General features: G+C 70.6%; 18 protein-coding genes and 1 pseudogene. 10 read left to right on the top strand and 9 right to left on the bottom strand.

All coding sequences use genetic code 11. The features are described 5' to 3' along the window. From D7X32_RS29785 to D7X32_RS29775, 3 genes are all read left to right on the top strand, one after another. A partial coding sequence (locus D7X32_RS29785; protein ID WP_147450320.1) for a tetratricopeptide repeat protein occupies positions 1-752 on the top strand: 752 nt, incomplete at its 5' end. An 18-nt stretch (positions 753-770) separates the two neighbouring features. Then, the gene (gene dnaK, locus D7X32_RS29780; RefSeq protein WP_120605953.1) at positions 771-2618 is read left to right on the top strand and encodes a molecular chaperone DnaK; all 1848 of its coding nucleotides are present in this window, start codon (positions 771-773) and stop codon (positions 2616-2618) included. A gap of 3 nt (positions 2619-2621) precedes the next feature. Further along, positions 2622-3410, top strand: coding sequence for a tetratricopeptide repeat protein (locus D7X32_RS29775; protein ID WP_120605952.1), 789 nt, complete (start codon positions 2622-2624; stop codon positions 3408-3410). A gap of 16 nt (positions 3411-3426) precedes the next feature. On the opposite strand, the gene D7X32_RS29770 is transcribed toward D7X32_RS29775, so the two are convergent. The 6 genes from D7X32_RS29770 to D7X32_RS29745 all read right to left on the bottom strand — a co-directional run bounded on the left by D7X32_RS29770 (position 3427) and on the right by D7X32_RS29745 (position 12406). Continuing rightward, on the bottom strand, positions 3427-3909 hold the full coding sequence (locus D7X32_RS29770; RefSeq protein ID WP_120605951.1) for an FAS1-like dehydratase domain-containing protein: 483 nt from the start codon (positions 3907-3909) through the stop codon (positions 3427-3429). A 2-nt stretch (positions 3910-3911) separates the two neighbouring features. Next, complete coding sequence (locus D7X32_RS29765) at positions 3912-4307, bottom strand: MaoC family dehydratase (protein ID WP_120605950.1); 396 nt, start codon at positions 4305-4307, stop codon at positions 3912-3914. A 123-nt stretch (positions 4308-4430) separates the two neighbouring features. Further along, positions 4431-9584 carry a myxosortase-dependent M36 family metallopeptidase gene (locus D7X32_RS29760; RefSeq protein ID WP_158625784.1) on the bottom strand — a complete coding sequence of 1718 codons (5154 nt, stop codon included), beginning with the start codon at positions 9582-9584 and terminating at the stop codon, positions 4431-4433. A 546-nt stretch (positions 9585-10130) separates the two neighbouring features. Further along, positions 10131-11300 (bottom strand): SDR family oxidoreductase, encoded by a 1170-nt coding sequence (locus D7X32_RS29755; protein WP_171447944.1) that lies wholly within the window; start codon positions 11298-11300, stop codon positions 10131-10133. A 23-nt stretch (positions 11301-11323) separates the two neighbouring features. After that, positions 11324-11920, bottom strand: a complete 597-nt coding sequence (coaE, locus tag D7X32_RS29750) for a dephospho-CoA kinase (RefSeq protein WP_120605947.1) — start codon at positions 11918-11920, stop codon at positions 11324-11326. 3 nt (positions 11921-11923) lie between these two features. Then, complete coding sequence (locus D7X32_RS29745) at positions 11924-12406, bottom strand: hypothetical protein (RefSeq protein WP_120605946.1); 483 nt, start codon at positions 12404-12406, stop codon at positions 11924-11926. A 134-nt stretch (positions 12407-12540) separates the two neighbouring features. Between D7X32_RS29745 and D7X32_RS29740 the strand changes: the two genes are divergently transcribed. The 5 genes from D7X32_RS29740 to D7X32_RS29720 all read left to right on the top strand — a co-directional run bounded on the left by D7X32_RS29740 (position 12541) and on the right by D7X32_RS29720 (position 18057). Then, a complete protein-coding gene (locus tag D7X32_RS29740; RefSeq protein WP_120605945.1) occupies positions 12541-13050 on the top strand; it encodes a multiheme c-type cytochrome in 510 nt (169 codons plus the stop codon). An 11-nt stretch (positions 13051-13061) separates the two neighbouring features. Then, positions 13062-13682 carry a ribosome biogenesis GTP-binding protein YihA/YsxC gene (gene yihA, locus D7X32_RS29735; RefSeq protein WP_120605944.1) on the top strand — a complete coding sequence of 207 codons (621 nt, stop codon included), beginning with the start codon at positions 13062-13064 and terminating at the stop codon, positions 13680-13682. A 38-nt stretch (positions 13683-13720) separates the two neighbouring features. Next, positions 13721-15385, top strand: coding sequence for a DUF6178 family protein (locus D7X32_RS29730; protein WP_208752577.1), 1665 nt, complete (start codon positions 13721-13723; stop codon positions 15383-15385). Positions 15386-15629: 244 nt separating this feature from the next. Further along, positions 15630-16913: an O-antigen ligase family protein gene (locus tag D7X32_RS29725; RefSeq protein ID WP_120605943.1), complete on the top strand. Its 1284-nt coding sequence runs from the start codon at positions 15630-15632 to the stop codon at positions 16911-16913. Then, positions 16903-18057, top strand: a complete 1155-nt coding sequence (locus D7X32_RS29720; RefSeq protein ID WP_120605942.1) for a glycosyltransferase — start codon at positions 16903-16905, stop codon at positions 18055-18057. Before D7X32_RS29725 ends, D7X32_RS29720 begins: the two co-directional genes overlap by 11 nt. 543 nt (positions 18058-18600) lie before the next feature. On the opposite strand, the gene D7X32_RS29715 is transcribed toward D7X32_RS29720, so the two are convergent. Next, on the bottom strand, positions 18601-20223 hold the full coding sequence (locus D7X32_RS29715; protein ID WP_120605941.1) for a LysM peptidoglycan-binding domain-containing protein: 1623 nt from the start codon (positions 20221-20223) through the stop codon (positions 18601-18603). A gap of 119 nt (positions 20224-20342) precedes the next feature. Beyond that, positions 20343-21305, bottom strand: a complete 963-nt coding sequence (locus tag D7X32_RS29710) for an ornithine cyclodeaminase family protein (RefSeq protein WP_120605940.1) — start codon at positions 21303-21305, stop codon at positions 20343-20345. Positions 21306-21484: 179 nt separating this feature from the next. Here D7X32_RS29710 and D7X32_RS29705 point away from each other — a divergent pair, with 179 nt between their 5' ends. Both D7X32_RS29705 and D7X32_RS29700 read left to right on the top strand, forming a co-directional pair. Beyond that, positions 21485-24397, top strand: a complete 2913-nt coding sequence (locus tag D7X32_RS29705; RefSeq protein WP_120605939.1) for a serine/threonine-protein kinase — start codon at positions 21485-21487, stop codon at positions 24395-24397. 145 nt (positions 24398-24542) lie between these two features. Beyond that, entirely contained in the window at positions 24543-24983 is a 441-nt protein-coding gene (locus D7X32_RS29700) for a hypothetical protein (protein WP_147450319.1), read from the top strand. On the opposite strand, the pseudogene D7X32_RS45610 reads toward D7X32_RS29700, so the two are convergent. Then, a pseudogene (locus D7X32_RS45610) lies at positions 24984-25250 on the bottom strand (hypothetical protein); the annotation flags it as partial. It lies immediately after the preceding gene.

Here is a 25250-nt window from a genome sequence, read left to right as displayed (position 1 = left end):
CCCCGGCCGCACGCGCTCCGGCCACTCCGCCGCCCGCCGCGCCGAGTCCGCGTACGTCTTCCGGCTCCTTCGCGGTGACGCAGCCTCCCGCCGCTTCGGGCGCGCGCCCGCCCTCGGGGTCCTTCGCCACGGTGCCGGCTCCCGCCGCGGCGCCCGCGGATGATCCGGAGTCCGAGGCCCGCCGCGCCGAGCGCCAGGCCCGCTTCGCTCGCCACCCGTACATGGCCCGCAGCCACAAGCTCACGGAGCTCATCGCCCGGGGCAAGGCGGCCACCTCGCGCGGGGACTTCGAGCGGGCCTACCAGGACTTCAACCACGTGCTGGGCCTGGACCCGAAGAACCGCGAGGTCGCCCAGCTGCTGGTGGATGCGCGGCGCAAGCACGACCTGCACCGCGCGCAGGCGGAGGTGGAGCGCGGCCAGGAGATGGAGATGCGCGGCGACTTCGCCGGCGCGCAGGCGGCCTACAAGCTGGCCGTGTCGCTCAACGCGGACAACCCGGAGGCGGCCTTCCAGGCGGCGCGCGTGGGGCGGGAGCTGACGCAGGACGCGCAGGAGGTGCTGAAGCTCGCGCAGCGCGCGGTGGAGTTGAAGCCGGGGCGCGCGGACTACCAGCTGCTGCTCGCCCATGTGCTCCTGGTGGCGGGGCAGAAGAAGCAGGCCAAGCACCACTTCGAGGAGGTCGTGCGCCTGGACCCCGACAACGCCGACGCTCGCGCCGCCCTCAAGAAGCTGCGCTGGACGTTCACGTGATGAGGTGCATGCGTCCCCATGGCTGCTGAGTCCGAACCGCTGATTGGCATCGACCTGGGGACGACGAACAGCCTCGTCGCCACGGTGCAGGACGGTCAGCCCATCATCATCAAGAACCGCACCGGCCAGCCCCTCACCCCGTCCGTGGTGGCGGTGTCGAAGAACGGCAAGCGGCTGGTGGGCGGCATCGCCAAACGGCAGGCCATCACCAACCCGCAGGAGACGGTGTCCGCGGCGAAGCGCCTCATCGGCCGCAAGTTCTCCTCGCACCCGGTGCAGGACGCGCTGCGCGCGCTCACCTACCAGGTGGTGTGCGGCCAGCATGACGACGTGCGCGTCCGGCTGGCGGGCCGCGACCTCGCCGTGCCGGAGGTCAGCGCCATGATCCTGGCGGAGCTGAAGGCGGACGCGGAGGCGCACTTCGGCCGGCCCGTCACCCAGGCCGTCATCACCGTGCCGGCCTACTTCAACGACGGGCAGCGCCAGGCCACCAAGGACGCGGGCCGCATCGCGGGGCTGGAGGTGCTGCGCATCATCAACGAGCCCACCGCGGCGGCGCTGGCCTACGGCTTCGGGCGCACGGTGAACGGGAAGATCGCCGTGCTGGACCTGGGCGGCGGCACCTTCGACGTGTCGGTGCTGGAGATCAACAACGGCATCTTCGACGTGGTGGCCACCGGCGGTGACACCTTCCTCGGCGGCGAGGACTGGGACCACCGCATCATCGAGTGGATGGTGTTCGGCTTCGCCAAGGAACACGGCATCGACCTGCGCAAGGACCGCATGGCGCTGCAGCGGCTGAAGGACGCCGCGGAGAAGGCGAAGGTGGAGCTGTCGTCGGTGAAGGAGACGCAGCTGCACCTGCCCTTCATCTGCACGCCGCCGGGCGGAGGCGCCGCGCTGCACCTGCAGTCCACGCTCACCCGCGAGAAGCTGGAGGAACTCACCGCGGACCTGGGCGAGCGCCTGGTGGGCATCACGTCGGAGGTCCTGGGCGAGGCGAAGGTGCGCCCGTCCGACCTGAAGGAGGTCATCCTCGTGGGGGGCATGTCGCGCATGCCCCGCATCGTGGAGCAGGTGCGCCAGTACTTCCGCCGCGAGCCCTGCAAGGGCGTGCACGCGGAGGAGGTCGTGGCCCTGGGCGCCGCCATCCAGGCGCACGCGCTGGTGGGGCAGGAGAGTGAGCTGCTGCTCCTGGACGTCACGCCGCAGAGCATGGGCGTGGCCATCGCGGGCGGCTACGTGCGGCGGCTGATTCCGCGCAACACCACCGTGCCCACGTCCGCCACGGAGGTGTTCGCCACCTCCAAGGACTTCCAGCGCACGGTGAAGATCATGGTGCTCCAGGGCGAGCACGAGCTCGCGCACCACAACGAGCTGTTGGGCGAATTCCTCCTCACCGGCCTGCGCGAGGCGCCTCGTGGCCAGGTCGAAATCGAGGTGACGTTCGACATCAACGCGGAGGGCATCGTGTCGGTGTCCGCGCGCGACCGCGACACGGGCCTGCGCCAGTCCATCATCGTCACCGCCTCCAGTGGCCTCACCGAGGACGAGCTGCGCCGCATCATGGACGAGCAGCGCGACTGGCTGGTGGCGGCGCGCAACACGGAGGAGCTGAAGTCCAAGCGCGTGGAGCTGGACATCCTGGCCCGCGACCTGGTGGACGCGCTCTCCCGCGTGCGGCTCATGCCCGGAGCCGGAGGCCTGTCGCCCGACGTCGTGGCCCGCGCGGAAGCCGCCCTGGACCAGGCGCGCCAGGCGCGCGGCGTGGAGGACGTGGGCGCGCTCACCCGGGCCTGCGAGGCCCTGGCCCAGAGCCTGCCGGTGTTGCGCTCGGCAGGCCCGCGCGGAACGCCGGGGAGGTAGCCCATGAACGCGCTCCGGGCCAAGGCGCTGGTCGAAGCCGGGTTGCTGTTGCGACTGAGTGGCGACATGGCCGGGGCGGAGAAGCTGTTCGCGAGGGCCCTGGAGCTGGACCCCGGCAACGCGCGCGCGCGCCGGCTGCTGGGGCGGGACGGCACGCTGGAGCCGTCAGCCTCCGGCGGCGGGGACACCGGGTGGAACCTGGCGAGCCCCGACCAGGAGGTGGACTGGGGCGCCTATGCCGGTCCCTCCACGCCGGGCCCCGTGGAGGCCCCGGTGCGCGAATCCGTGAGCCTGCCCGAAGGCACGGGGATGCGCGGCGACGCGTTGGACCTCATCGCGGAGGCGCACCGCACGCAGGAGTTCGGGCTGCCGGACACCTTCACGCCGGCGGGCGGGCTGCCGGAGGGGTCGGAGGTGGAGAGCCTGCTGCGAGGCGCGGAGGACCTGCTGTCGCTGGATGATCACTCCGGCGCGGTGGAGCTCTTGCGCCGGGCGCAGTCGCTGGCGCCGGAGAACCCGCGCGTGGAGGCGCTGCGCGACCGCAGCGAGCGCATCCTGGTGTCCATGCTGGAGGCCCGCCTGGGGGACCTGAACCGCAAGCCGCGCGTGCGGTTGCAGCCGGACGACATCATCTGGCTCAACCTGGACCACCGCGCGGGCTTCGTGCTGGCCCAGATTGACGGCGAGGTGAGCTTCGACGACCTCTTCGCGCTGTCGGGCATGTCGCGCCTGGACACCGCGCGCATCCTCGCGCAGCTGCTCGACGAGGGCATCATCGCCCCCGGCGAGTAGGCCGCGCGCCTTCGCGTCACGCGGGGCGGATGACGGCCGTCCACACGCCGCGCACCACGGGCTCGCCCTTCGCGTTGCGCGTCTCCGTGGTGACGACGAGGAAGTCCATCCCGGCCTTGCGGTACAGCTCTGAAATCTGGCCCGTGGTGGTGAGCACGTCTCCGGGGCGCATCACGCCCAGGAACTCCAGCTCCTGCTCGCCGTGCACCAGCCGCACGCGGTCCACGCCCAGCTCCGGATCCGCGATGGCGGCGCTGAAGGGGCGGATGGCGAACACCACCGCGAAGCTGGGGAAGGCGATGACGTCACCGTACGGGCCGGCCTGGGCCGCCTCCTGCGAATACAGCAGGGGGCTCACGTGGGCCGGGGGCTCGCCGAAGGTGCCCGCGGAGGGCACGGAGCCGCCGAGGATGAGGGAGAACTCGCGCAGCTTCTCCCGGCCAATCTCGTAGGTGAAGGGGCCGTAGGCACGGCCGACGAACTTGGGATCCAGGGCCATGGCTATCCGAGCGAGGTTTCGACGACGGCGCCCCGGAGGACGGGCTCGCCGCGCTGGTTGGTGGCGGTGACTTCCGTCGTCAGCCGGCCGTCCGCGACGGCGGTGACGCGGCCCTGGAAGGTGACGGTGTCCTCGGGGAGCACCGGCCGGGAGAAGCGCACCTTCACGCGGCGCACGAGCCCCGGGTCCCCCACGAAGACGGCCACGGCCTCCACGGCCCAGCCCAGCGTGCAGAGCCCCTGGAGGATGACGCCGTTGAAGCCGGCGAGCTTTCCCACCTCCGGGTCGATGTGGATGGGGTTGTAGTCCCCGGAAGCGCCCGCGTAATACACCGGCCGCAGCCGGTCGCACTGGCGGACGTGGGTGAAGGTGTCTCCCACCTGGAACGTGCGTGCCATGAGGCGCGGAAGCCTACCGCATCCCTTGTTTCGTGGACGCCCGCCGGAAATGAAGAAGGGGGCGGCCCCCACCGAGTGAGGACCGCCCCCCGTCACTTCAGGACTTCAGGACGAAGCGCCGGCTTACGCCTTGCGACGGCGCGCGAGCGCCATCGCCGCGAACAGCGCCATCAGCGGCGCCATGCCGCCAGCGGAGCCGCCCGTGGAGGAGCAGCCGCCGCCGTCGTCGTCGGACTTCGGCACGGAGACCTTCTGCTCGGCGGTGCTGGTGGCACCGGCCGCGTCCTTCACCGTCACGGTGAAGGCGTAGTTCTCCAGCGTCTTCTTCGCGGGCGGGGTGAAGCTGGCTTCGGCGGTGGTGGCGCCAGTCAGCGTCACGGACGGGCCACCCGTCTGCGTCCAGGTGTAGGTCAGCGTCTCGTTGTCCGGATCCGTGGACGTGGAGGCATCCAGCTTCACCAGCTCGCCGCCGCGCACACCCGAGATGACCCGGGTCTTGGCGACCGGCGCCTGGTTCACCTGCTTCACGTTCACCGTGTAGACGAACGGGCCGGCAGCGGCGCCGTCGGAGTCCGTCACGGTCAGGCTGAAGGCCACGGCCGTGTCGGCCTGGACCTGCGGGGCGGTGAAGCTCAGCTGCGCCGTGCCCGCGCCCGTGGTCTGCACCGTGGAGCCACCGACCTGCGCCCAGGTGTAGGTGAGCGTGTCACCGTCCGGATCCGTGATGCCGGAAGCGTCCAGCACCACGTTGCTGCCCTCGTCCGCGGTGATGGCGGCCGGAGCCTGGCCCACCGGGAAGCGGTTGGCCTTGCGCACCGTCACGTTGACCAGGTCGGAGACCGTCTGGCCGCCCGAGGCCACCGTGAACTTGAAGGTGAGCTCGGTGGGGGCGCTGACGTCCGGCGCCGTGAAGGTCGCCGTCGCCGTGTCCGTCCCCGTCAGCGTCACCGACGTGCCGGACGTCTGCTCCCACAGGTAGGTGACCGCCGTGCCGTCCGCATCCGAGCCGGAGCCGGTCAGCGTCACCGTGGAGCGGGCATCCGCGTCGAAGTCCGCGCCGGCGTTGGCCATCGGAGCGCGGTCCACGTTCTTCACCGTCACGGCGACGGCCTTGGTGGCCTTCGCGCCGCTGCTGTCCGTCACGGTGACCGTGAAGGTCAGCTGCGTGTCCGCCGTCACTTCCGGCGCCGTGAACGTCGCCTTCGCCTTGGTGGCGTTGGTCAGCGTCGCCTTGGGCGTCGCGGGGCTCGTCTGTACCCAGGAGTACGTCAGGGTGTTCGCGTGGATCGGATCCGGATCCGTGGAGGCCGAGGCATCCAGCGTCACGTTCGTGTCACCCTCGTTCACCGTGGCCGGCGCGGAGGCCGCGGCCACAGGGAGCTGGTTCACGTTGAGGATCTGGATGTCCACCGTCTTCGGGGCGCTCGCCTTGCCAGCCGCGTCGGTGACGACGAGCTGGAAGGTGATGACGTCGGTGTAGTCCACGTCCGCCACGAAGCTCGGCGTCGCGGTGTCCGCGCCGTCCAGCGTGACCGGCGTCGCGCCACCGACCTGCGTCCAGCTGTAGGTGAGCGCGTCGCCCGCGACGGCATCCGGGTCGATGCTGCCCGTGCCGTTCAGGGTGATGGTGGTGCGGTTGAGGACGCCGCCGACGAGCGTGCCCTCGGCGACCGCCGCAGTGCCCACGCGCGACGGACCCGCGTTGGCCACCGGGGGCACATTGCACGTGCCAGTGGAGGCCGGCTGATCCGCCTGGCCGGAGAACGCCACCGTGGCGCCCGTGAACTTCACGTCATCCAGGTCCAGGCCGTATCCGCCCACGCCCACGTCCGAACCGATGCGGAAGCGGAAACGGACGTTCTTGAGGCCCAGGCTGGGGAAGAAGTCCGCGAAGTTGATGCTCGCGGTCGCGAAGGCCGGGAAGCCCGCGCTCATGCCCGCCATCGCAGCGCGGTCCTCGAGGGGGTTGCCGCCGCCCGCGGCGATGTAGTCCGTGTAGCCCGGATCCGCGTCCACCACCGGGTACAGATCCCAGGGGTCGATCCAGTCGATGCCGTCGACCGTGAACTCCAGCACCGCGCCGTCGTAGGAGGCGTTGGAGTCGTACTCGAAGGAGTGGCGGTACTTGTAGCTGATCACGAAGTCGGCCGCGTCATCCACCGACAGCCAGGGGCTGGTGATGGTGGTCTCCGCGTTGGTCCCCGGGTCCTTGCCGTGCGCGTAGCGGTTGGCCGGCGTGCCGGACAGCGTCCAGTCGCCAGAGGACGACAGGTTCTGCGACACCTTCCACGCGGACAGGCCGGACTCGAACGTCTCCGTGTCGCTGGTCGTGGGAACGTTGTCGTAGTTGACGCGCGGATCGAACGTCGCGGTCTTCGACGACGCCGGGATCTCGGTGGAGTCGAAGGCGACCTTGATGCCGGCGCGCGCGGGCGAGCCGGACACCGCGGTGACGTTGACGGGCACCGTGACGGTGGCCTGGGCGCCGCGCGACAGGGCGGGGACGTTGATCGCCGCGCCGTTCGGGAACTCCAGCGTCGCCGTGGTGCTGGTGCTGCTGACGGTGCCGGAGAAGGCGCTCAGCCCGTTGCCGCCCGTGTTGCGCACGGTGATCTTCAGCAGGCCCTGCTCGCCGATGTCCAGGATGCCGTCCTGGTCGCAGCCGGCGACGCCGTCGGTCAGCGAGATGTCGGTGACCTCCAGGTTGCCGCCCGCGGCGAAGCTCTCCACCACGCCGATGTGGTCGAACGCGTCGCGGTCCGGCGACTTGGCGCCGAAGCCCAGGCCGCGCTTGGCGAAGGCCGCCACGAAGCGCTGGTAGTCCGCCGGATCGCTCGCCAGCGCGACGGCCAGCACCGCGTCACGCGCTTCCGTGAAGGTCGGCGCGTTCGGCGTCGCCTTGTAGGACGCGACCAGGTACCGCTTCATGCGGTCCTGCGCCTCCTGGAACGGGTGCGCGTTCAGCAGGCTCGCGTAGCACTCCCACAGCGAAGTGGCCCACACCTCACCGCTGTTGTGGACCTCGCTGTTGGAGGTGGTGGTCGCCGACGTCACGTCCGGCGGCAGGGCGGTGTAGTTGGCGATGTGGCGGAACGAGTAGCCGTTCTTGCTCGTGTCCGTGGAGTAGGGCAGGCGGCGGATGCCGTAGTAGTAGCCCTGGTTCTTGCCACCGCTGGTGACGTAGCCCGCGGTGCTGTAGACGCCCTGCCAGTTGCTGTTGCCCGGCTTGGTCCGGTCCGACTCGCGCACCTGCATCAGCATGGCGTGGAAGTCGCCCCAGCCCTCGCCCATCGAACGGCCCTGGTTGTTGCTCAGGCCCGCGGCGTTACCGATGAGGCGGTTGCTGATGTAGTGACCCCACTCGTGGGCGATGATGCCGTTGTCGAGCGTGCCGTCGCGGTCCTGGTTCGGCTCGCGCAGGAACTTCACGGACACCGCCTCCGTGGCCAGCGCCGCCTTCCACGCGGTGGCCGCGGCCTGGGTGATCATCAGGGACGGCGTCTTGATCTTGGCGTCATCCGTGCCGTTGCCGGCCATGCTGATGGGGCTGCCGGCCGCGTTGTTGGCGATGACCGTGGCGATCGCGCCCGCGTTCTGGGCGTTGAGCGACTTGATGATGAAGTTGCACGAGCCGCGGTCGATGAGGGCGATCTTCCCGGTGAAGTAGCCCGCATCGAACGGGGTGCAGCCCAGCGGGTTCGCCGTCGGGGTGGCCTTGATTTCCCCCGCCATGTCGTACGCCTGCGTGCCGTAGGCGGCGGCGCCGGCCTCGTAGATACCGGCCAGCGACGCGGGCGCCGTGACGGACAGCACGGGCGTACCGTCGAACACGTACATCTGCATGCGCGGCGACGCACCGTCCGCCGGCGTGCTCATGTTCGCGTTGTTGCGGCCGCCGTAGTCCTGCGCCTGGGCCTGGATGGGGTCGCCCTCCACGCCTCCGCGGCCGAAGTTGAACGACTGGGCGTTGGCCGAGGCCTCGTCGAAGCCGGAGTCGTAGAACCAGTCGTGCAGGAAGTTGTTCACGTAGAACAGGTTCACCACCGAGGCCTTGATCTGCTCGGTGCTGGAGCCCGGGGCCTTGGTCGTGTCGTAGACGTACGCGAAGGTGTTGTCGCTCGTCGTCTCCGCGCGGAGGTCGTTGGTGCCGGGCTGGAAGCCGTCCGGCTCGCTCCGGTCCGCGTACGCGTCCACGTTGTTACCCGTGGTCTGCGTGGCGTTGGCCGGCAGCCAGGGGTCGTTCTTGCTGTAGGGGCTGTTGGCCAGGCTGATGTCGTGCGCCGGGCGGTCCAGGGGGGCCTGGAAGCCGTCGCGCGTGCCCGTGGGGTGCGGGGTCGCGTCGTTGCCCTGGGGACCGTCCTCCGGGATGAACGGAGACGCCGTGTCCGCCCAGACCTTGTACGTGAAGGCCGTGCCCGCGTCCGCGGACAGGTTGTTGCGGAAGAGGATCTCGCCGCTGGCCGCGGACACCACGTAGCCGTAGTACTCGCTGGAGCGCGCGGCCTTGGGGCCCGCGTTCACTTCCACGTACCAGGCCGCTTCCAGCTTGCCGGCCAGCATGAAGTACACCTGCCGGGCGCGGGCCGGAGTGGCCAGGTCCTGCGGCAGCGCGGACTTCGTGGACGGGGCCAGTTCGAAGAAGGTGAAGTCACCCTTCGTGCCCGCGTTGACGAACGAGGTGGCCTGCGTGCCGGAGCCCGTCAGGTCCTTGAACGCGCCGGACACCGCGTCCGCCGCGCCCAGGTTGAAGCCGCCACGCGCCTTGGAGCGCGCGGAGAGCGCCAGCTCGGACGGGGCCAGGTAGCCGCTCACGGCCACCAGGCGCAGGTCCTGGCCCATGACGACCTTGATCTCGTTGCGGAAGACCGGGATGCCACCCACCGACTGGTTGAAGGTCGCGATGATGGCGCCCTTGCCGGTGTTGTGCATCGAGCGCAGGCTGGCGCCCGCGACGTCGTCACGCGTGAGGCGGTAGTTGTCCGCCACGGCCTGCAGGTGCGCGCGCGCCGCGCTCTCCGCCGTCATGCCGGAGCGGATGACGGACTTGGACTGCGCACCGTCCTGCGTCGCCCATGCGAACGTGGGCACGCCGAGCCGCTGCTCGGTCTGCTCGATGCGAAGTCCGCGGGACACCGCCGTGTTCGAATCCACGGCGAGCGAGCGGGACTCCCGCTGCTCCAGGAACGCGTCGTAGTTCGACCGCTCCTTGGCCCACGCGCTGGTACCCGCGATGGGCACCAGCAGCAGGCTGGTCAACAGCTTTTCCCTGAGACGCATGCGCCTTCCTTCTTGGGGGTAATGAACTACCGGACGAGGGGACTGCGAGTGACGACGACTGCATGAGGAGCGGACCGCCGGGGGTGGCGGGCCTCCCTCAAGGATGGCGGACCGTGGGTGGACAACAGCCCGATAGGAAACGCTTCCCAACGCCAGAGGTCGCATCGACGACGCGAGGGCGGGGGACCGCGTGGAAAGGCAGGGCGCGAGGCGCGAGCAGGATGGGTGCGAAGCGCTTCGTCAGGCCGGACAGCCGGGGCGCCACACCCGAACCCGGGGCGGCCCACTCGAATCTGCTGTCAACGGTCACCGGCAAGCGCTGCTCTCCAACCCACTCTTCCGGGCCGCGGTTGTTTTCACCGCGGCAGGTTCAGTGGGAGCGCATGCTAACCAGGACACTGTTTCGTTGAAAAGAGGGGGGCCCTTGCAACTTTGCGTTAGCAACCCAGTAACAATTGTCAGTCTGGAATAAGCCGTAGCAGCCAGGCGGGCGCGGGTGTGTCAACGGGCGCCGCGCCGCACCTTGCGTGCGGGCGCCAATCCTGCTCAGCGCCGCGAGCGGGGCGCCGCGCCTTCGTCGTGCGATGGCAGCGGTCCGTGGTCGAGCGGATCCTCCACCTCCGCGCCCTCCTTGCGCTGCTTGTACTGCTCACGGACGTAGGCGACGAGCTGATCCAGGTACGACGACAGCGGCGGGCACCGCACGCCGGTGCCGTCGAGCAGCTCCAGCGTGTTGTGGCAATTGTAGATGGCCAGGTGGTTCACGTAGCTGATGGCGGCGCGCTGGGGCCGGGCCAGCTTCTCCAGCACGGGCAGCCGCAGCATCACGTCCGCGGCGCGCGCGGACAGGTTGAAGCGCGGCAGCCGCTTGTGGGCCTTCTCCGCGATGAGCTCGTACACGCGCCGCGCGCTCATGGGGTTGGGGTCCACCAGGTGGAAGGTGCGCCCCTTCGCGCGCCCATCCCGCGACAGCCGCCACACGGCCTCCACCACGAAGTCCACCGGCACCACGTTGAGCGGCGCGACGCCGTTGCCCGGCAGGGGCAGCGGCACCACCAGCGGGGACGTGACGAGCAGGATGCCCAGGTAGTAGGGGCCCTCGAAGCGGTCGATTTCGCCCGTGCGCGAGTCCCCCACCACGCTGGACGGACGGAAGATGGTGACGGGGAGGGTGGCCGCCGCGCGCTGCACCAGCCGCTCCGCCTGGAACTTCGTCTCCTCGTAGGCGTTGCGGAAGGACTGGCCCCGGTCCAGCTCGTCCTCGGCGATGACGCCCACGCGGTCGCCGGACACGTAGCAGGTGGAGAAGTAGTTGAAGCGGGAGAGGTTCTCGCAGTCGCGCGCCAGCTCCAGCAGGTTGCGCGTGCCGTCCACGTTCACCCGCCACGCGGTCTCCTTGGGCACGCCCAGCTGCGACACCGCGGCCAGGTGGAAGATGTCCGTCACCTGTTCGCACAGGCGCTGGTACTCCTCGCCGGACAGGCCCAGGTGCATGTCCACCGCGTCACCGGTGAGCAGCTCCACGCGCGCGCCCGTCACCTTCGCCGCGAGCGACTGCGCCTCCTTGAAGGCCTTGGGCTGCACGAGCGCGTAGATGTGCCCTTGCGGGTCCTCCCGCGCGATGTGCTCCACCAGCCGCTTGCCGATGAACCCCGGGTAGCCGGTGATGAAGTAGGTGCCGGGCCTGCCGTGCCGCGTCGTCGACGTCTCGCTCATGCGAGGCGCAGCATACCCGCCCGTCAGCCTTGCGCGAGCATCGCCCGCCACACCGCTTCCACCTGCGGACGGGTGGCCTCCGGCGCGCCGCTGTTGTCGATGACCCACGTCGCGTGCGCGCGCTTGTCATCCAGCGCCATCTGCGCCTGGAGCCGCGCCTCCGCCTGGGCCGCGTCCAGCCCGTCGCGCGCCATCAGCCGCGCCTTCTGCACCTCGCGCGGCACCCACACCACGGCCACGCCCTCCATCACCTGGTGCAGTCCGGTCTCGATGAGCAGCGGCACGTCGTAGACGGCGTGGGTGACGCCCTCGGCCTCCAGCGCCTGGAGCTTCTGGAGGAAGAGGGCGCGCACCTCCGGGTGCACGATGGCGTTGAGGGCGGCCCTTTCAGCGGGGTCCGCGAAGATGTGCGCGCCCAGCTTCACCCGGTCCAGGCGGCCGTCGGGGCCCACCACGCCGGGAAAGCGCTCGTCGATGCGTTGGAGGCCCGGCGTCCCAGGCTCCACGACCTCCCGGGCGAGCACGTCCGCGTCCAGCACGCGCGCGCCCAGTTCGCGCAGCATCCGGCTCACCGTGCTCTTGCCGGAGGCGATGCCGCCCGTCAGGCCGAAGACGTGCACGGGTTACTTCGCGGCCTTGGGCGTGGTGAAGACGAAGGACTGCACCGTCTTGCCGTCTTCGTTGAAGAAGATGGCCACGCCCAGCTTCACGTAGAGGAAGTACGTGCGGAAGTCGTCCGTGAGCTTGCGCAGGTAGCAGGGCGTGGCGGGCATGGCGCCGGCCGGGCACGCGGGGCCGTAGCTGTTCTCGATGGTGTCCTTCTCGATGACGGGCCCGGGGAACACGTCGATGCGCTCCACCAGCTGGGTGGCCGGGTCCACCTTGAACTGGGCCTGGGTGGTGCCCTTGATGGCCTCCTTGGCGAAGTAGGCCAGGATCTCCTTGCCCTCCTGGCTCATGGTCCGGGATGGCTCCCCGAACTTCTTCACCACGTCCTCCTTCTTGGAGGACCCGGGCTCGATGCCCTGCCACGGCTTGGCGAAAGCAGGCAGGGAGACGGCAGCGACGGCAACGGCGAACAAAACGGCAATCACGGGGGTCCGCATCTCGACTCCTCCCTAGCGGATCAGGCGGGCACGTCTCAAGGTCCGTTACCTCAAGCACGCGCCTGTCCACCCGGTATTCAATCACGAACGAGACGCCTTGCCCCCTCCAGGGGCCTCTGCTACGTGCTCAAGGCATGCGTTCTCGTGCCTTCCGGGTCTTTTCCGCCCTCCTGCTCGCCGTTTCCGGCGGCCTCGCCGGCGCCGCGGACTTCACGGGCCCCGACAGCTGCAAGGGCTGCCACCCGGAGGCGTACGACGCGTGGATGAAGTCCAAGCACGCCCGTGCGACCGAGACGCTGGCGGAAGGGCAGAAGAAGGACGCGCGCTGCCTGTCCTGCCACGCGCCGGACCAGGCGGAGCAGCAGCTGGCGGCCGTCACCTGCGAGACGTGCCACGGCGGCGGGCAGTACTACTCGCCGTCCTACGTGATGAAGGACCCGGAGCTGGCGCGCCTGGTGGGGTTGGTGGACCCGTCGGAGAAGCAGTGCCGCACCTGCCATGACGCCTCCTCGCCGTCCCTGCGCCCGTTCGACTTCAAGGAAGCGCTGAAGGCCATCGACCACTGGTCCGCCGAACGCGCCCGCAAGCAGACCCGCGCGGACGCGGCCCCCTCCACGCCGGCTCCCGCCACGGCGAAGAAGTAAGTGACCTCCGCTTGATCAAAATCCTCGATTCCCGCTTCGTCACCACCGCCGTGGAGCTCAAGGGGCTGCCCACGGACCACGCCGCGGAGGTGGCCTTCGTCGGCCGCTCCAACGTCGGCAAGTCGTCCATGATCAACGCCCTGACGAACCGGCGGAAGCTGGTGCGCGTGTCCAACACGCCGGGGCGTACCCGTACGCTCAACTTCTTCGACGTGGACCTGGACCGCGACGGCGTGCGCCACACGGTGCGCCTGGCGGACCTGCCCGGCTACGGCTTCGCCAAGGCGAGCAAGGCGGACAAGGCCCAGTGGCAGGAGATGATCACCACCTACCTCAAGAACCGGCACCGGTTGGAGGTGGTGGTGAGCATCATCGACGCGGAGGTGGGCCCCTCGCCGGAGGACCTGCAGACGCTGGACTACCTCCAGGAGCACAACCGCCGCATCCTCGTCGTGGCCACCAAGGTGGACCGGCTGACGAAGGCGCAGCGCAAGCCCCAGCTGCACAAGCTGGCCGCCCAGCTGGAGCTGCCCCGCGAGGCGGTCATCCCGTTCTCCTCCACGGAGAAGCTGGGCGTGGAGGAGGTCTGGGGCACGCTGCTGGACACCTTCGGCAAGGCCACCCGCGTCTGAGGCTGCCGGGCCGCTCTCGCTGTGGTAGCACCCCCGGCGTGTCCCAGAACGGCAAGACGAACGGTCCAGGTGGTTCGCTCCTCGCTCCCCGCGAGGAGCGTCAGCGGTTGATGCGCCTGTCTCCGCGCCAGCGGGTGGCGGCGCTCTTCGATGCGGAGGACACGGCCGCGCTGGTGCGCTCGCTGCCCGCGGAAGACCTCTACGTCACCATCCAGGAAGTGGGGCTGGCGGACACGACGGAGCTCGTGCAGCTGGCGTCGCCCGCGCAGTTCCGCACCTTCGTGGACCTGGGGGGCTGGGCGAAGGACAAGCTGGATCCGCACGCGGTGCTGACGTGGCTGCGCGCCGCGCGCGGGGACGAGCAGGAGGACTTCCTTCGCAAGGTGCACGCGGTGGACCTGGAGGTGGTGGAGACGCTCCTCAAGGAGTTCACCGTCGTCCACGACCTGGAGGAGAACCCGGACGTCAACCCGCAGGGGATGACGATGGAGACCCCGGAAGGGCGCTACCTGGTGGAGCTGAAGGTGGAGGGCGTGGAGATGTCCGCCATGCGCGCGCTCGTCAACGACCTCATCGCGGAGAACCCCTTCGAAGCCGTGCGCCTCTTCGAGGCCGTGCGCTGGGAGATTCCCTCCGAGCTGGAGGAGACCGCGTTCCAGTTCCGCCGCGCGCGCCTGGCCGACCTGGGCTTCCCCACGCTGGAGGACGCCCTGGCCCTCTTCAGCCGCGTGGACGTGCCGCCGCGCCCCACGGGGCCCGGGACGCCGGCGCTCACCGCCTCGGGCGGTCACGTGGACTACCTGGAGGCCGCCTTCCGGGACCTGTCCGACGTGGAGCGGATGAACGCGGAGGACGAGCTGCGGGAAGTGGCCAACGCGGTGCTCGTCGCGGAGCTGGGCGACCCGGGTGACCTGGACGCCGTGCGCCGCGTGGGCGAATGGGTGCGCGACTACCTGTCGCTGGGCCTGGAGCACCTGACGGGCGGCGACCCCGCGAAGGCGCCGGACGTGCTGCGCGACACGCCCCTGCGCCGCGTCTTCCAGGTGGGCTTCACGCTGACGCTCCAGCTCAAGTACCGCGCGGACCGCCTCTTCAAGGTGCCCTTCGTGAAGCTGGACGACGTGCCGCTGGTGCTCCCGGAGGAGGCCGCCGCGCTGGAGGCCCTCCGGCGCAAGCGTCCCCGCAGGGCGCTGCGCGTCCCGGGCGCGGAAGCCGTGCCGTTCCGTTCGCTGCGCGAGGTGGCCGGTTCGGAGGCGCTGCTCGCGCGGGCGGAAGGCCAGGTCGCGGCGCTGGGCGCGCTCCTGGGCGGCACCGAGGACACGGCGCGCACCGTGCTGGCGCGCTTCGGCGTGTCGCTGGACGTGCTGGGCGTGGAGCGGCTGTGGGCGGCGGGCGTGTCCATGGCCGTGCTGGAGGAGCGCGTGGACGTGCGGCCCGTGCCGCTGGGGCGCACGGTGGAGCTGGGTCAGCGCCTCTTCGAAGGCACCCCGGATGCCCCGCGCCTGCGCGCGAGCGCGGCGGAGCGCGCGGTGGCGGCGCTGTCCCCCTCGGTGCCGGAAGCGGCGCGTGAGGAATTGCGTCGGGTGGTGAACTCCACGCTGGCGCGGCTTTTGTCGGAGCTGGGCCCGGCGTGGCTGCGCGAGGGTCGGCTGGACGTGATCGCCTCCGCGGTCCTACCGATGGAGAGCGCGCCGGTCCCGTAGCTTTTTCAGCCTTGCCCGGCCCGCCGGTCCAGGGCGATCCCGCAACCGCCCGAAGATACAGGCCTCGCCCGCCGCCAACCCCTGGCACGCGCGCTGCTTTGCCCCTCGCCCGCTAGCTGATTGCTAGCACACGGCCTGCACACCGAAAGCCCTGAGCTAGCAGCCTGCTAGCCAGTGGCATTCCACGAGGGCCAGGGGCACGCGTGTGACGGGACGAGCGACCGACAGCGAAGGGGTGGGGTACATGGGACCGGGCGCGCAGGGACAGCGTCGCGACGTACTGGCTTTCTACATGCTCGCGGGGTTCGCGGCGGTGATGTACGCGGTGCCGGGTGAGTGGATCCCCGCGCTGGAGCCGCTGCGGCTCGCGCTGCTCACGTCGGGGCTCGCCGCGGGCTTGATGGTGATGCGCCGCATTGGCAAGGCGGAGCCTCTCTTCTTCGACGGCTCGCGGGGCATCGCGCTGCTGGCGTTCTCGTCACTGGCGTTCTGCTCGGTGGCGTGGAGCGTGAACCCGGACGTGACGCGCTTCCAGGGCATCGAGCTCTTGAAGCTCACGGCCATCTACCTGACGCTCGTCAACGTCATCACCAACAGCAAGCGGCTGGCGGTGGTGTGCGGCGCGATGGTGCTGGGTGCCATCGTGACGTCCATTGGCGTCATCAACTGGTACATCGTCGGCGAGAACATGGTGGAGGGCTTCCGTTCGCGCTGGGTTGGCGTGTACGCGGACCCCAACCACATGGCCATGAACATGGTGCTGGTGGTGCCGCTCGCGGTGGCGTTCCTCGCGCGCAAGAGCACGCCGTGGGTGTTCCGCCTGCTGTGCGCGATGTCCGCGGTGCTGGCGGTGGTGGCCATCGTGCTGTCGCACTCGCGCGGCGGCTTCATCGGTCTGTCGGTGGCGATGGCGCTGTGGGCCATCCGCGAGAAGCGCCGCATGCAGGCCATCGTGCTGGGCAGCGTGTTCGTGCTGGGCCTGGCGGTGTTCGCGCCCAAGAGCTTCTGGGAGCGCAATGAGACGGTGGCGGCGTTCCACGAGGACGCGTCCGCCATGGGCCGCGTGTACGCGTGGCAGGTGGCAAGCCGCATGAGCCTGGACAGGCCGCTCCTGGGCGTGGGCGCGGGCGGCTTCCGCTACGCGTGGTTCCAGTACGCGCCGCCAGAGGCGCACCGCGCCTACGTGGCGCACAACATCTTCCTCGACGTCATCGGGGAGCTCGGGTGGATTGGCCTCCTGTGCTTCCTGGTGTTCTCGGGCGGGGCCGTGGGCGGGGCGGTGGCCGCGTCGGCGGACTCGGAAATGGGGTGGCTGGCGCGCGCGCTGTCGGCGTCGGTGGCGGGCTACCTCATCTGTGACTTGTTCTCGGGCTACATCCTGTCCGCGCATTGCTACGTGCTCTTCGGCCTGGCCGCGAGCGCGCACCGCATCGCGCAGGCACGGGAGCGCGCCTTGGCGGTGGGGAGGCAACCGGCCCTGAATGAGGCGCCGGTGGCCACGTGGGAGGGGTCTGGGCATGCGGCGTGAGGATGCGCGGATGGGGCACGAGCCCCTCCGCCTGGTGCAGTTCACCCGGTCGTTCCACATTGGCGGCACCGAGGTCCAGGTGCTGGAGCTGCTGCGAGGCCTGCCCTCCAGCTACCAGTTGCAGGTGTCGGTGCTGGAGAACGAAGGGCCGCTGATGGGGGCGGTCTGGAAGCTGGGCCACGCGCCGGAGGTGTTCTCCCTCAACGGGTCGCTCATCCAGCCCAACACGCTCCTGCAGATCCACCGGATGTCCCGCTGGCTCAAGGCCAACCGGGTGCAGCTGGTGCACGTGCACGACTTCTACTCCAGCATCGTCGCGGTGCCGGCCGCGAAGCTCGCGGGCGCGAAGGTCATCGTCGGCCGCCTGGACCTGTCCCACTGGCAGGGCAAGGCCCGCCGCATGCTGCACGCACGGATGACGCGCATGGCGGACCACGTCATCGCCAACGCGGAGGCCATCCGCCAGCTGCTCATCCACGAGGAGGGGCTGCCGGAGTCACGCATCTCCGTCATCCACAACGGCCTGGACCTCCAGCGCTTCGACGCGCGCGCCGCGGAAGGGCTCAAGGACGCGCTGCCCGACACCGGCGGCGTGCCCACGGTCATCCACGTGGCCAACATGAACCACCCCGTGAAGCGGCAGGAGGACCTGCTCCTCGCGCTTGCCATGCTGCGTCATGAGGGCACGAAGCTGAACGCGTGGTTCGTGGGAGACGGGCCGCGCCGGCCGGCGCTGGAGAAGATGGCGCACGACCTGGGGGTGGCGGACGGGGTGCACTTCCTCAAGCACCGGAGCGACGTCCCGGCCGTCTACGGCCAGGCCACCTTCGGCGTCCTGTGCTCCACCGCGGAGGGCATGTCCAACGCGGTGATGGAGGGCATGGCGGCGGGGCTGCCCATGGTGGTGACGCGGGTGGGCGGCAATCCGGACCTCATCGCGGACGGCGAGCGGGGCCTGGTGGTGGAGCCCGAGCGGCCCGCCCAGCTGGCCCAGGCCTTCCGGCGGCTGCTGGCCAACCCCCAGGAGGCCCGGAAGATGGGCAAGGCCGCCCGGGGCTTCGTCGCCCGGGAGCTGTCCCTGGAGAAGATGGTGCGCCGGCATGATGCGCTGTACCGCCAGGTGGCAGGGCTGCCCCCAGGCTGAAACCGGCCCCCCGGGGCCGGGAAATGTCAGACCGATCCGGATAATCCACGCCCGTCCTCAGCAATTGGGGGCGGGCGCGTTCGTAGGAAGGGGGAGGCGCTCTTCCGTCAGGCCCTGCGTGTGCGCAGGTTATAGATGGGAATAGTGCGATTTTCGTGGAGGTTGCCGGGCAAGGTGTGGTAATGGCGCCTCGGGTGTTGCCGGTGAGAGCGAGCGTGCCCACCCTGGTGAAGGCGGATCAGGCGGGCAGGAATCACCGCCGGTGCGCAGGGGTTTTTGAAGGAAACGGACGCCGAGCGCGGGGCCCGGAGACACGGGACGCGGGGCGGACGGCAGGAAACATGAAGGTGGCGTGGGGTCGGGCTCAAGGCCGCTCACATCCGCCGCGACTTTACGAGGCCCTGCCAGTCGGCACGCGGCCCGGGGCGCTCGCCGGTAAAACTCCAAGGTGCCGGCGAGCGCTCTCTTTTTTGCCTCACAACACCGCACCCGGGCGTCCTGTGGGGTCTTCCCCGCGAGGAGGACGCACCGGGTGGGATACGGCTAGAAGCCCTTCTCGGACAGGTACTGGGCGCGGGCCCATACGTCGGCGGAGTAGTCGCCGCCGGTGGAGGCGTGGATGCCGCGGGCCTTGTTGCCCCGGTCCATCTCGTCGGGGGTGTTGCCGTAGACGCCCGGGCGGCTCTTCTCACCCACGCCGCGGTTGTAGGCGGAGACGGCACCCCGGAGTTGATCCGCTTCGGACCAGTCCGGGTGGACCTTCTTCATCGTGTCCAGGTTGCGCTTGAGCAGGTTCGCGGCTTCGCGGATGTGCTCCTCGCTGTACGGGCCGCCCTTGATCAGCTGCGGGTTCTGCTTCTTGTCGATCTGCATGAGCCCGTAGCCATTGGGGTCATACCTGGCGGTGCCGTCGGACTTGAGCGCGCCGCCGCCACGGGACTCGCGGCTGGCGATGGCCGCGAGGAGCGCGGAGGGCAGGCCGGTCTCCTTCGCCACCTTCTGCAGGGTGGCCTTGTGCTTCTCCAGGCGAGAGCGGTCGTTCTCCGCCATCTTCCGCGACCCTTCGACGCCCGCCGGGGCCTTGTCCTGCTTCGCCGTCGCGGCGGAAGCGCCCATCGTCTTCACCTTGCCGAGGATGTCGTTGTTCACGGCGTTGGTCGGGCCGGTCTGCTTCGCGTCCAGGTTCACCTGGCCGCCGGCCTTCGCGGTGGCGGGGTTCGGCTTGCCGGTGACGCCACCGCTGGCGAAGGTGTCGCCCGACGTGGAGGACTGGGGCGCCGCGCGCACCGGCTTGCCGCCGGTGAAGGTCACGCCCTGACCGTAGGAGCGGTAGGGGTTGCCGCTGGTCGCCACCAGTGAGTTGCCCTCGCGGCGCAGGGTGATGGGCTTGCCGCCGTTCGGATCATTCGCGCGGTAGGTGCCGTCCGCGTTCTTGCCGGTGATGGTGATCCAGTGGTCCGGATGCGCGGTGTCCTTGGTGCGGTAGTTCACGCCCAGCACCACCGGCTTGCCGGCGGCGAGGTTCTGGTCGATGAGCGCGGGTGACATCGTTCCGCGCTCGCGCTTCGCGGTGATGCGCGGGTCGTTGCCCGTCACGCCGCCCGTCTTCTCGAAGTTCACGGCGTTGCCGGAGTAGCCGCCGCTCTTGTCCAGGTACGCGTCCATCTCGCGGGGCGTGATGGTGCGGCCGCTGAGCGCGCTCAGCGCCATGGCGGTGGAGGAGATGGCGCAGCCCTGCGACTGGACGCTGTTACGGCTCTTGGCGTCCACCGTGCCGGCGCCGCCCAGCCGGCGGTTCTCCCAGTCGGAGTCGCCCTGGTTGTAGAGGGGCACGCCGTCCTTGGTCGGGTAGCGCTTGTCGGCGCGGACGGGGTCCTGGAACGTCTGCGCCGACTTCGTGGTGGGCGTCTGGGCGGGCGTGAAGACGTCCGCGGTCCGGGAGGAGGTCTGCTCCTGGCGGGTGGGCTGCTGCGTCGTCTGCGTCGTCTGGGCCGTGGTGCCCTGGGGACGGGACGCGCCCCCGGGCACCACGAGCTTCTGGCCGGCGAGGATCTTGTTCGGATCCTTGAGGTTGTTGGCCTTGGCGAGCGCGTCGACCGTCGTGCCGTGCTGGCGCGCGAGCGCGCTCAGCGTGTCTCCACGGCGAATGGACAATGTCTGGGACAAAACGGGCCTCCTTGGATGTGCGGAAAGCAGGGCTTTCCTCCCAGGAAGCGTGCACCCGGAATGTTTTGCATTTCCGGGTACCGACGGGCCGCGTCATCGAGGGCGTGGCCCGGACGGCGTCAGGCCCCCTCGACCAGGTCGAACTTCTGGCCCACGCCCCTGGCGAGCGCGACGTCGTAGAGCGCGCGGGCCAGGGCCACGTCCTGCACGGCGAGGCCGGTGGAATCGAAGATGGTGACCTCGGTGCCGGTGCGGCCCGGCTTGCGGCCGGCGACGACCTCGCCCAGGGTGCCGGCGAGCTGCTCGGCCTGGATCAGCCCGTCGTGCAGCGGCACGTTGACCTCACCGGAGTGGAGCGCCTGCTCCGCGTCGTCGATGAAGACGCGCCCTTCGACGAGCAGGCGCGGATCCAGCTCCTGCTTGCCGGGGGCGTCCGCGCCCATGGCGTTGATGTGGGCGCCGGGCTGGACCCACTCGCGGCGGACCACGGGGGCGCGCGCGGGCGTGGCGGAGCAGACGATGTCCGCGCCGGAGGCCTCCTGGAGGCTCACCACGCGGCCGCCCTTCTCCTTCTGGAGGGTCTCCGCGGCCTGGTTGGACACGTCCGCCAGGAGCAGCTCCAGGTCCCCGAAGAGGGCGCGGTGCGCGTCGATGAGGACTCGCGCCTGCACGCCGCAGCCCACGAGCCCCAGCGTGCGGGGCTGCTTCCGGGCCAGGTACTTGGACGCGATGCCGCCCGCGGCGCCGGTGCGCCACGCGGTGAGCAGCGTGCCGTCCAGGATGGCCAGCGGGGACGCGGTGTCCGGATCGCTGAGGATGTAGACGGCGCGCACCGTGGGCAGGCCGTGCTTGCGCGGGTTGTGGGGATGGGCGTTGACCCACTTCACGCCGGCCGCGCCGTCGAGGAACGCGGGCATGGCGCGGAAGTCGCCTTCGTACTTCGGCAGGGACAGGTACACCTTGGGAGGCATGAGCGCGTCGCCGCGGCCGTGGGCCAGGAAGGCACGTTCGACGGCTTCCAGACCGAGCTCGACGGTGTAGAGGCCGCGCAGATCCCTGGCGCTGAGGAGGAGGGTGGGCATGGGCGCCGCTATACCCAACCGCCCGGGCCCGCGTCGAATCGAGCGGCCCTGGGACGCTTGACCGCCTGCGTCTCCCGCCGTGCGGAACGTCTGCCATTGACCACATTCACAATCACTACCCGGAGCAGGTGGGCAGGCGCGGATAATGGGAAAGGGCGGGTTGGGGTAGGCTGGGGGTGATGAAGACCTCCCGGCCCGAACAAGACACCGGTTCCCAGGCGCCGAACACGGGCCACCCGACGGGTGACTCCAGCGGGCCGGAGCGTCCGCTCCATGCGACGCGCGTGGGCCGCTACGTGTTGCTGGCGCGGTTGGGACGCGGCGGCATGGGCGAGGTCTTCGAGGCGTTCGACCCGGAGCTGCGCCGCACCGTCGCCATCAAGCTGTTGCACGAGCGGCGGCTGCCGGACGAGGAGGAGGACGCCCGAGCGCTGCGGCTGGTGCGCGAGGCCCAGGCCATGGCGCGCCTGTCCCATCCGAACGTGCTGACGGTGCACGACGTGGGCACGCACGAAGGCCGGGTGTTCATCGCCATGGCGCGGGTGGAGGGCGGCACGCTGCGGCAGTGGCTGCGCGAGGGGCCGCATCCCCCGCGCCAGGTGCTGGCGGTGTGCCGGGCCATGGGCCAGGGGCTCGCGGCGGCGCACGCGGCGGGGCTGGTGCACCGCGACTTCAAGCCGGACAACGTGCTCCTGGGCCGGGATGGCGGCGTCTGGGTGACGGACTTCGGCATCGCGTCCGACGCGGGCGTGGGCACGGAAGGAGGGCCCGCGGTTTCAGCGGCGGCGCTCCTGGAGGGGCCGCTCGACACGCGGCTCACGGCGACGGGCGCGCTGGTGGGAACGCCTGCGTACATGGCGCCGGAGCAGTACGCGGGACGCGGCCCGGACGCGCGCGCGGATCAGTTCAGCTATTGCGTGTCCGTCTACGAGGCGCTCACCGGCCAGCGCCCCTTCGAGGAGGGGACGCTGCGGCGCATGGCGGTGACGCTGCTGGACTCGCAGCGGGCTCCACAGGGCGCGGTGGTGCCCCGCGTGGAACTGGAGCCGCCCGCGCATCCGGCCGTCCCGGGCTGGGTGCACCGCGTGCTCGCGCAGGGCCTGGCGGTGGCGCCCGAGCAGCGCTTCGCGTCCATGGAGGCGCTGCTGGCGGCGCTGGAGCGCGACCCGGAGGCGGGGCGGAGGAAGCTGGCGGGGCGGTCGCTCGCGGTGGTGGCCGGGCTCTTCCTGGGCGTGGGCGTCGCGTGGGTGCGGCCCACGCCGTGCAGCGGCGCGCCCGCGCTGTTCGCCCGCGTGTGGGGTCCCGCGCAGAAGTCCGCGGTGGCGGAGGCCTTCGAGAAGAGCGGCGCGAAGGACGCGGACGGCGCCTTCGACCGGGTGGAGCGCGCGCTGGATGCGTACGCGGCCGAGTGGAGCCGCATGCACCGCCAGGCCTGCGAGGCCACGCGCGTGACGGGTGAGCAGCCGGAGGCGCACCTGGCGCTGCGCATGTCGTGCCTGGACCGGCGCCTGCGGGCGGTGGACGCGCTGGGCGCGGAGTTGGCGCACGCGGACGCGGCGCTGGTGCAGCGCAGCGCGGAGGCGGTGGATGCGCTGCGCGGCGTCTCCGCCTGCGCGAACGTGGAGGCGCTCTCCGCCGCGGTGCCCCCTCCAGAGGACCTGGCGGCGCGCACCCGCGTGGAGGCGGTGCGCCAGGACGTGGCGCATGCGCAGGCGCTGCTCGACACGGGCCGCTACACGCAGGCGGTGCCCGTGGCCCAGGCGGCGGTGGAGGCGGCACACGCGACGCACTACCGGCCCGTGGAAGCAGAGGCGCTCCACGTCCTGGGCTGGGCCCACCACCGCATGAACCAGTCGCGCGAGGCGCGGTCCACCTGGCACGAGGCGATGGCCGCGGCCACGGCGGGACGTCATGACGAAGTGGCGCTCCAGGTGGCCACGGAGCTGGTGCTCGGCCTGAGCAATGAGCCCGAGTGGTTCCCCGAGGCCCACCTGTGGAGCGCCCAGGCGCACGCGCTCATCGAACGGCTGGGCTCCGCGCCGGACCTGGAGGGACGGCTCGCCAACCACGAGGGCATCCTCGCGCTGAACGAGGACGCGCTCGACGCGGCGGCGGAGCACTACGCGCGGGCCCTGGCGCTGCGCGAGCGCACCCTGGGGCCCACGCACGTGGACACGGCGAAGGTCTACAACAACCTGGGCATGGTGATGCTGCGCCAGGGCAAGAAGGCGGAGGCCACCGCGCTGTACCAGAAGGCGCTCGCCATCTACGAGGAGCGGCTGGGGCCCGTGCATCCGCTGCTGGCGGGCACGCTCACCAACCTGGGCTTCGCGGAGCAGGAGGCGGGGCACCTGCCCAAGGCGCTGGAGTGGTTGCAGCGCGCGTACACGCTGCGGCAGCAGACGCTGGGGCCGCTCAATTCACAGACGTTGCTGCTGCTGCATGACCTGGCGCTGGTGCAGGAGTCGCTGGGCGCGCCGGACCGGGCGCTCGCGCTGCACAAGCAGGCGCTGGAGGGCATGCGTCAGGGTTTCGGCGCGGAGAGCCGCGAGGCCATCGACTCGCTGAAGGCGCTGGCGGGCGCGGAGGAGCGGCTGGAGCGGGACGCGGACGCGCTCGCGCACTTCCAGGAAGGGCTGGTGCTCCAGCGCAAGGTGTTGCCGCCGGAGGAGTTCGCGGTGGACACGCTGGAGGAGGACGTCGGCCGCCTGATGGTGGCGCAGGGCCGGCCGAAGGAAGCGGTGCCGCTCTTGCGCGCGGCGCTGGAGTCCAAGTCGCGCTCGCTGGGCGCGGAGCATGGGCGGACCATCCACAGCCGCACGGCGCTGGGGCTCGCGTACCTCATGCTGGGACAGGGCGACAGCGCGCGTGAGCTGCTGGAGACGTCCGAGCGGGTGCTGGCGCCGCTGGGCTGGAACCCGGTGGATGCGGCGATGACGCACTACGCGCTCGCGCAAGCGCTCTGGAGCCAACCGGCGGAGCACGCGCGCGCGCTGACGCTGGCGAAGCAGGCCGTGGATGGCTTTACCCAGGGCGGCTCCATGACGCGCCGCGAGCTGGCGCAGGTGAAGCAATGGATTGCCAGCCGCTAAGCCTCACGGTCATTGGATTTGACCGTTATTGATGGAATCGCAGTGAAGGCATGGAGTGGTCTGGGAAATCCAGATTGCCTAACATGTCTCCTTGTCGGAAGGCCGGGCGCCATGCCGGCGTCGCCCTTTGACCAAGGAGTCGTCCATGAAGCCTGGAGTCTCGTTGCTGCGCGCGGTCGCGTGGGTGTGCACGAGTCTGGCATTGACGGCGTGCGGTGGGGCGATGACGCCCGAGGAGGCCGCGGCCGACGAGGCGGCGCTGGCGACGTCGGAGGCGGCGCTGGGCTCGTGTGGCACCTGGTCCGGATGGGCCAACACCGGCGCGACGACCTGTCAGCCCAATGCGTCCTGTGGCAACTACTGGGTCTGTGAGCGGAGGCTGAAGGCTGACGATGCCCCGTCCATCGCCGGTGGGCCCGAGCAGAGGCCGCCGGTGTGTCCCTCGGGTGAGGTGGCCGTCATGTACTACGAGCTGGGCAAGTACAATCAGCAGTCCCAATACCGGGTCTGCTTCGACGCCGCCGGCACCTACACGCACACGGAATGGCAATACCAGACAGTCTCCGGCGGCTGCAGCGGCTGCTGATCAGCTCCACCACCAGGCCGCCGCGGCGAGCAGACTTCCCGCCACGGAGACGGCCACCCACTTGATCCACGCGGCCTGCGCGGGCGGTGGAGGCTGTTCAGCGGACCGGAACCGCTTCGCGGGCGGAGCGGGCTCCGGGGCAGGGACCTGCTCCTTCGCGGGAGCAGGTTCCGGCGGCCGGGACGGCGGGCGCCGGGGCCCCAACGCCTGGGTCGGCGCCTCCGAGCGGAGCGGGGGCGCGGCGGGCTCCAGGGGAAGGGTGGGCAG

It is taken from the genome of Corallococcus carmarthensis (assembly GCF_003611695.1).
Lineage (GTDB): Bacteria > Myxococcota > Myxococcia > Myxococcales > Myxococcaceae > Corallococcus > Corallococcus carmarthensis.
This window is presented reverse-complemented; position numbering and strand designations above follow the sequence as displayed.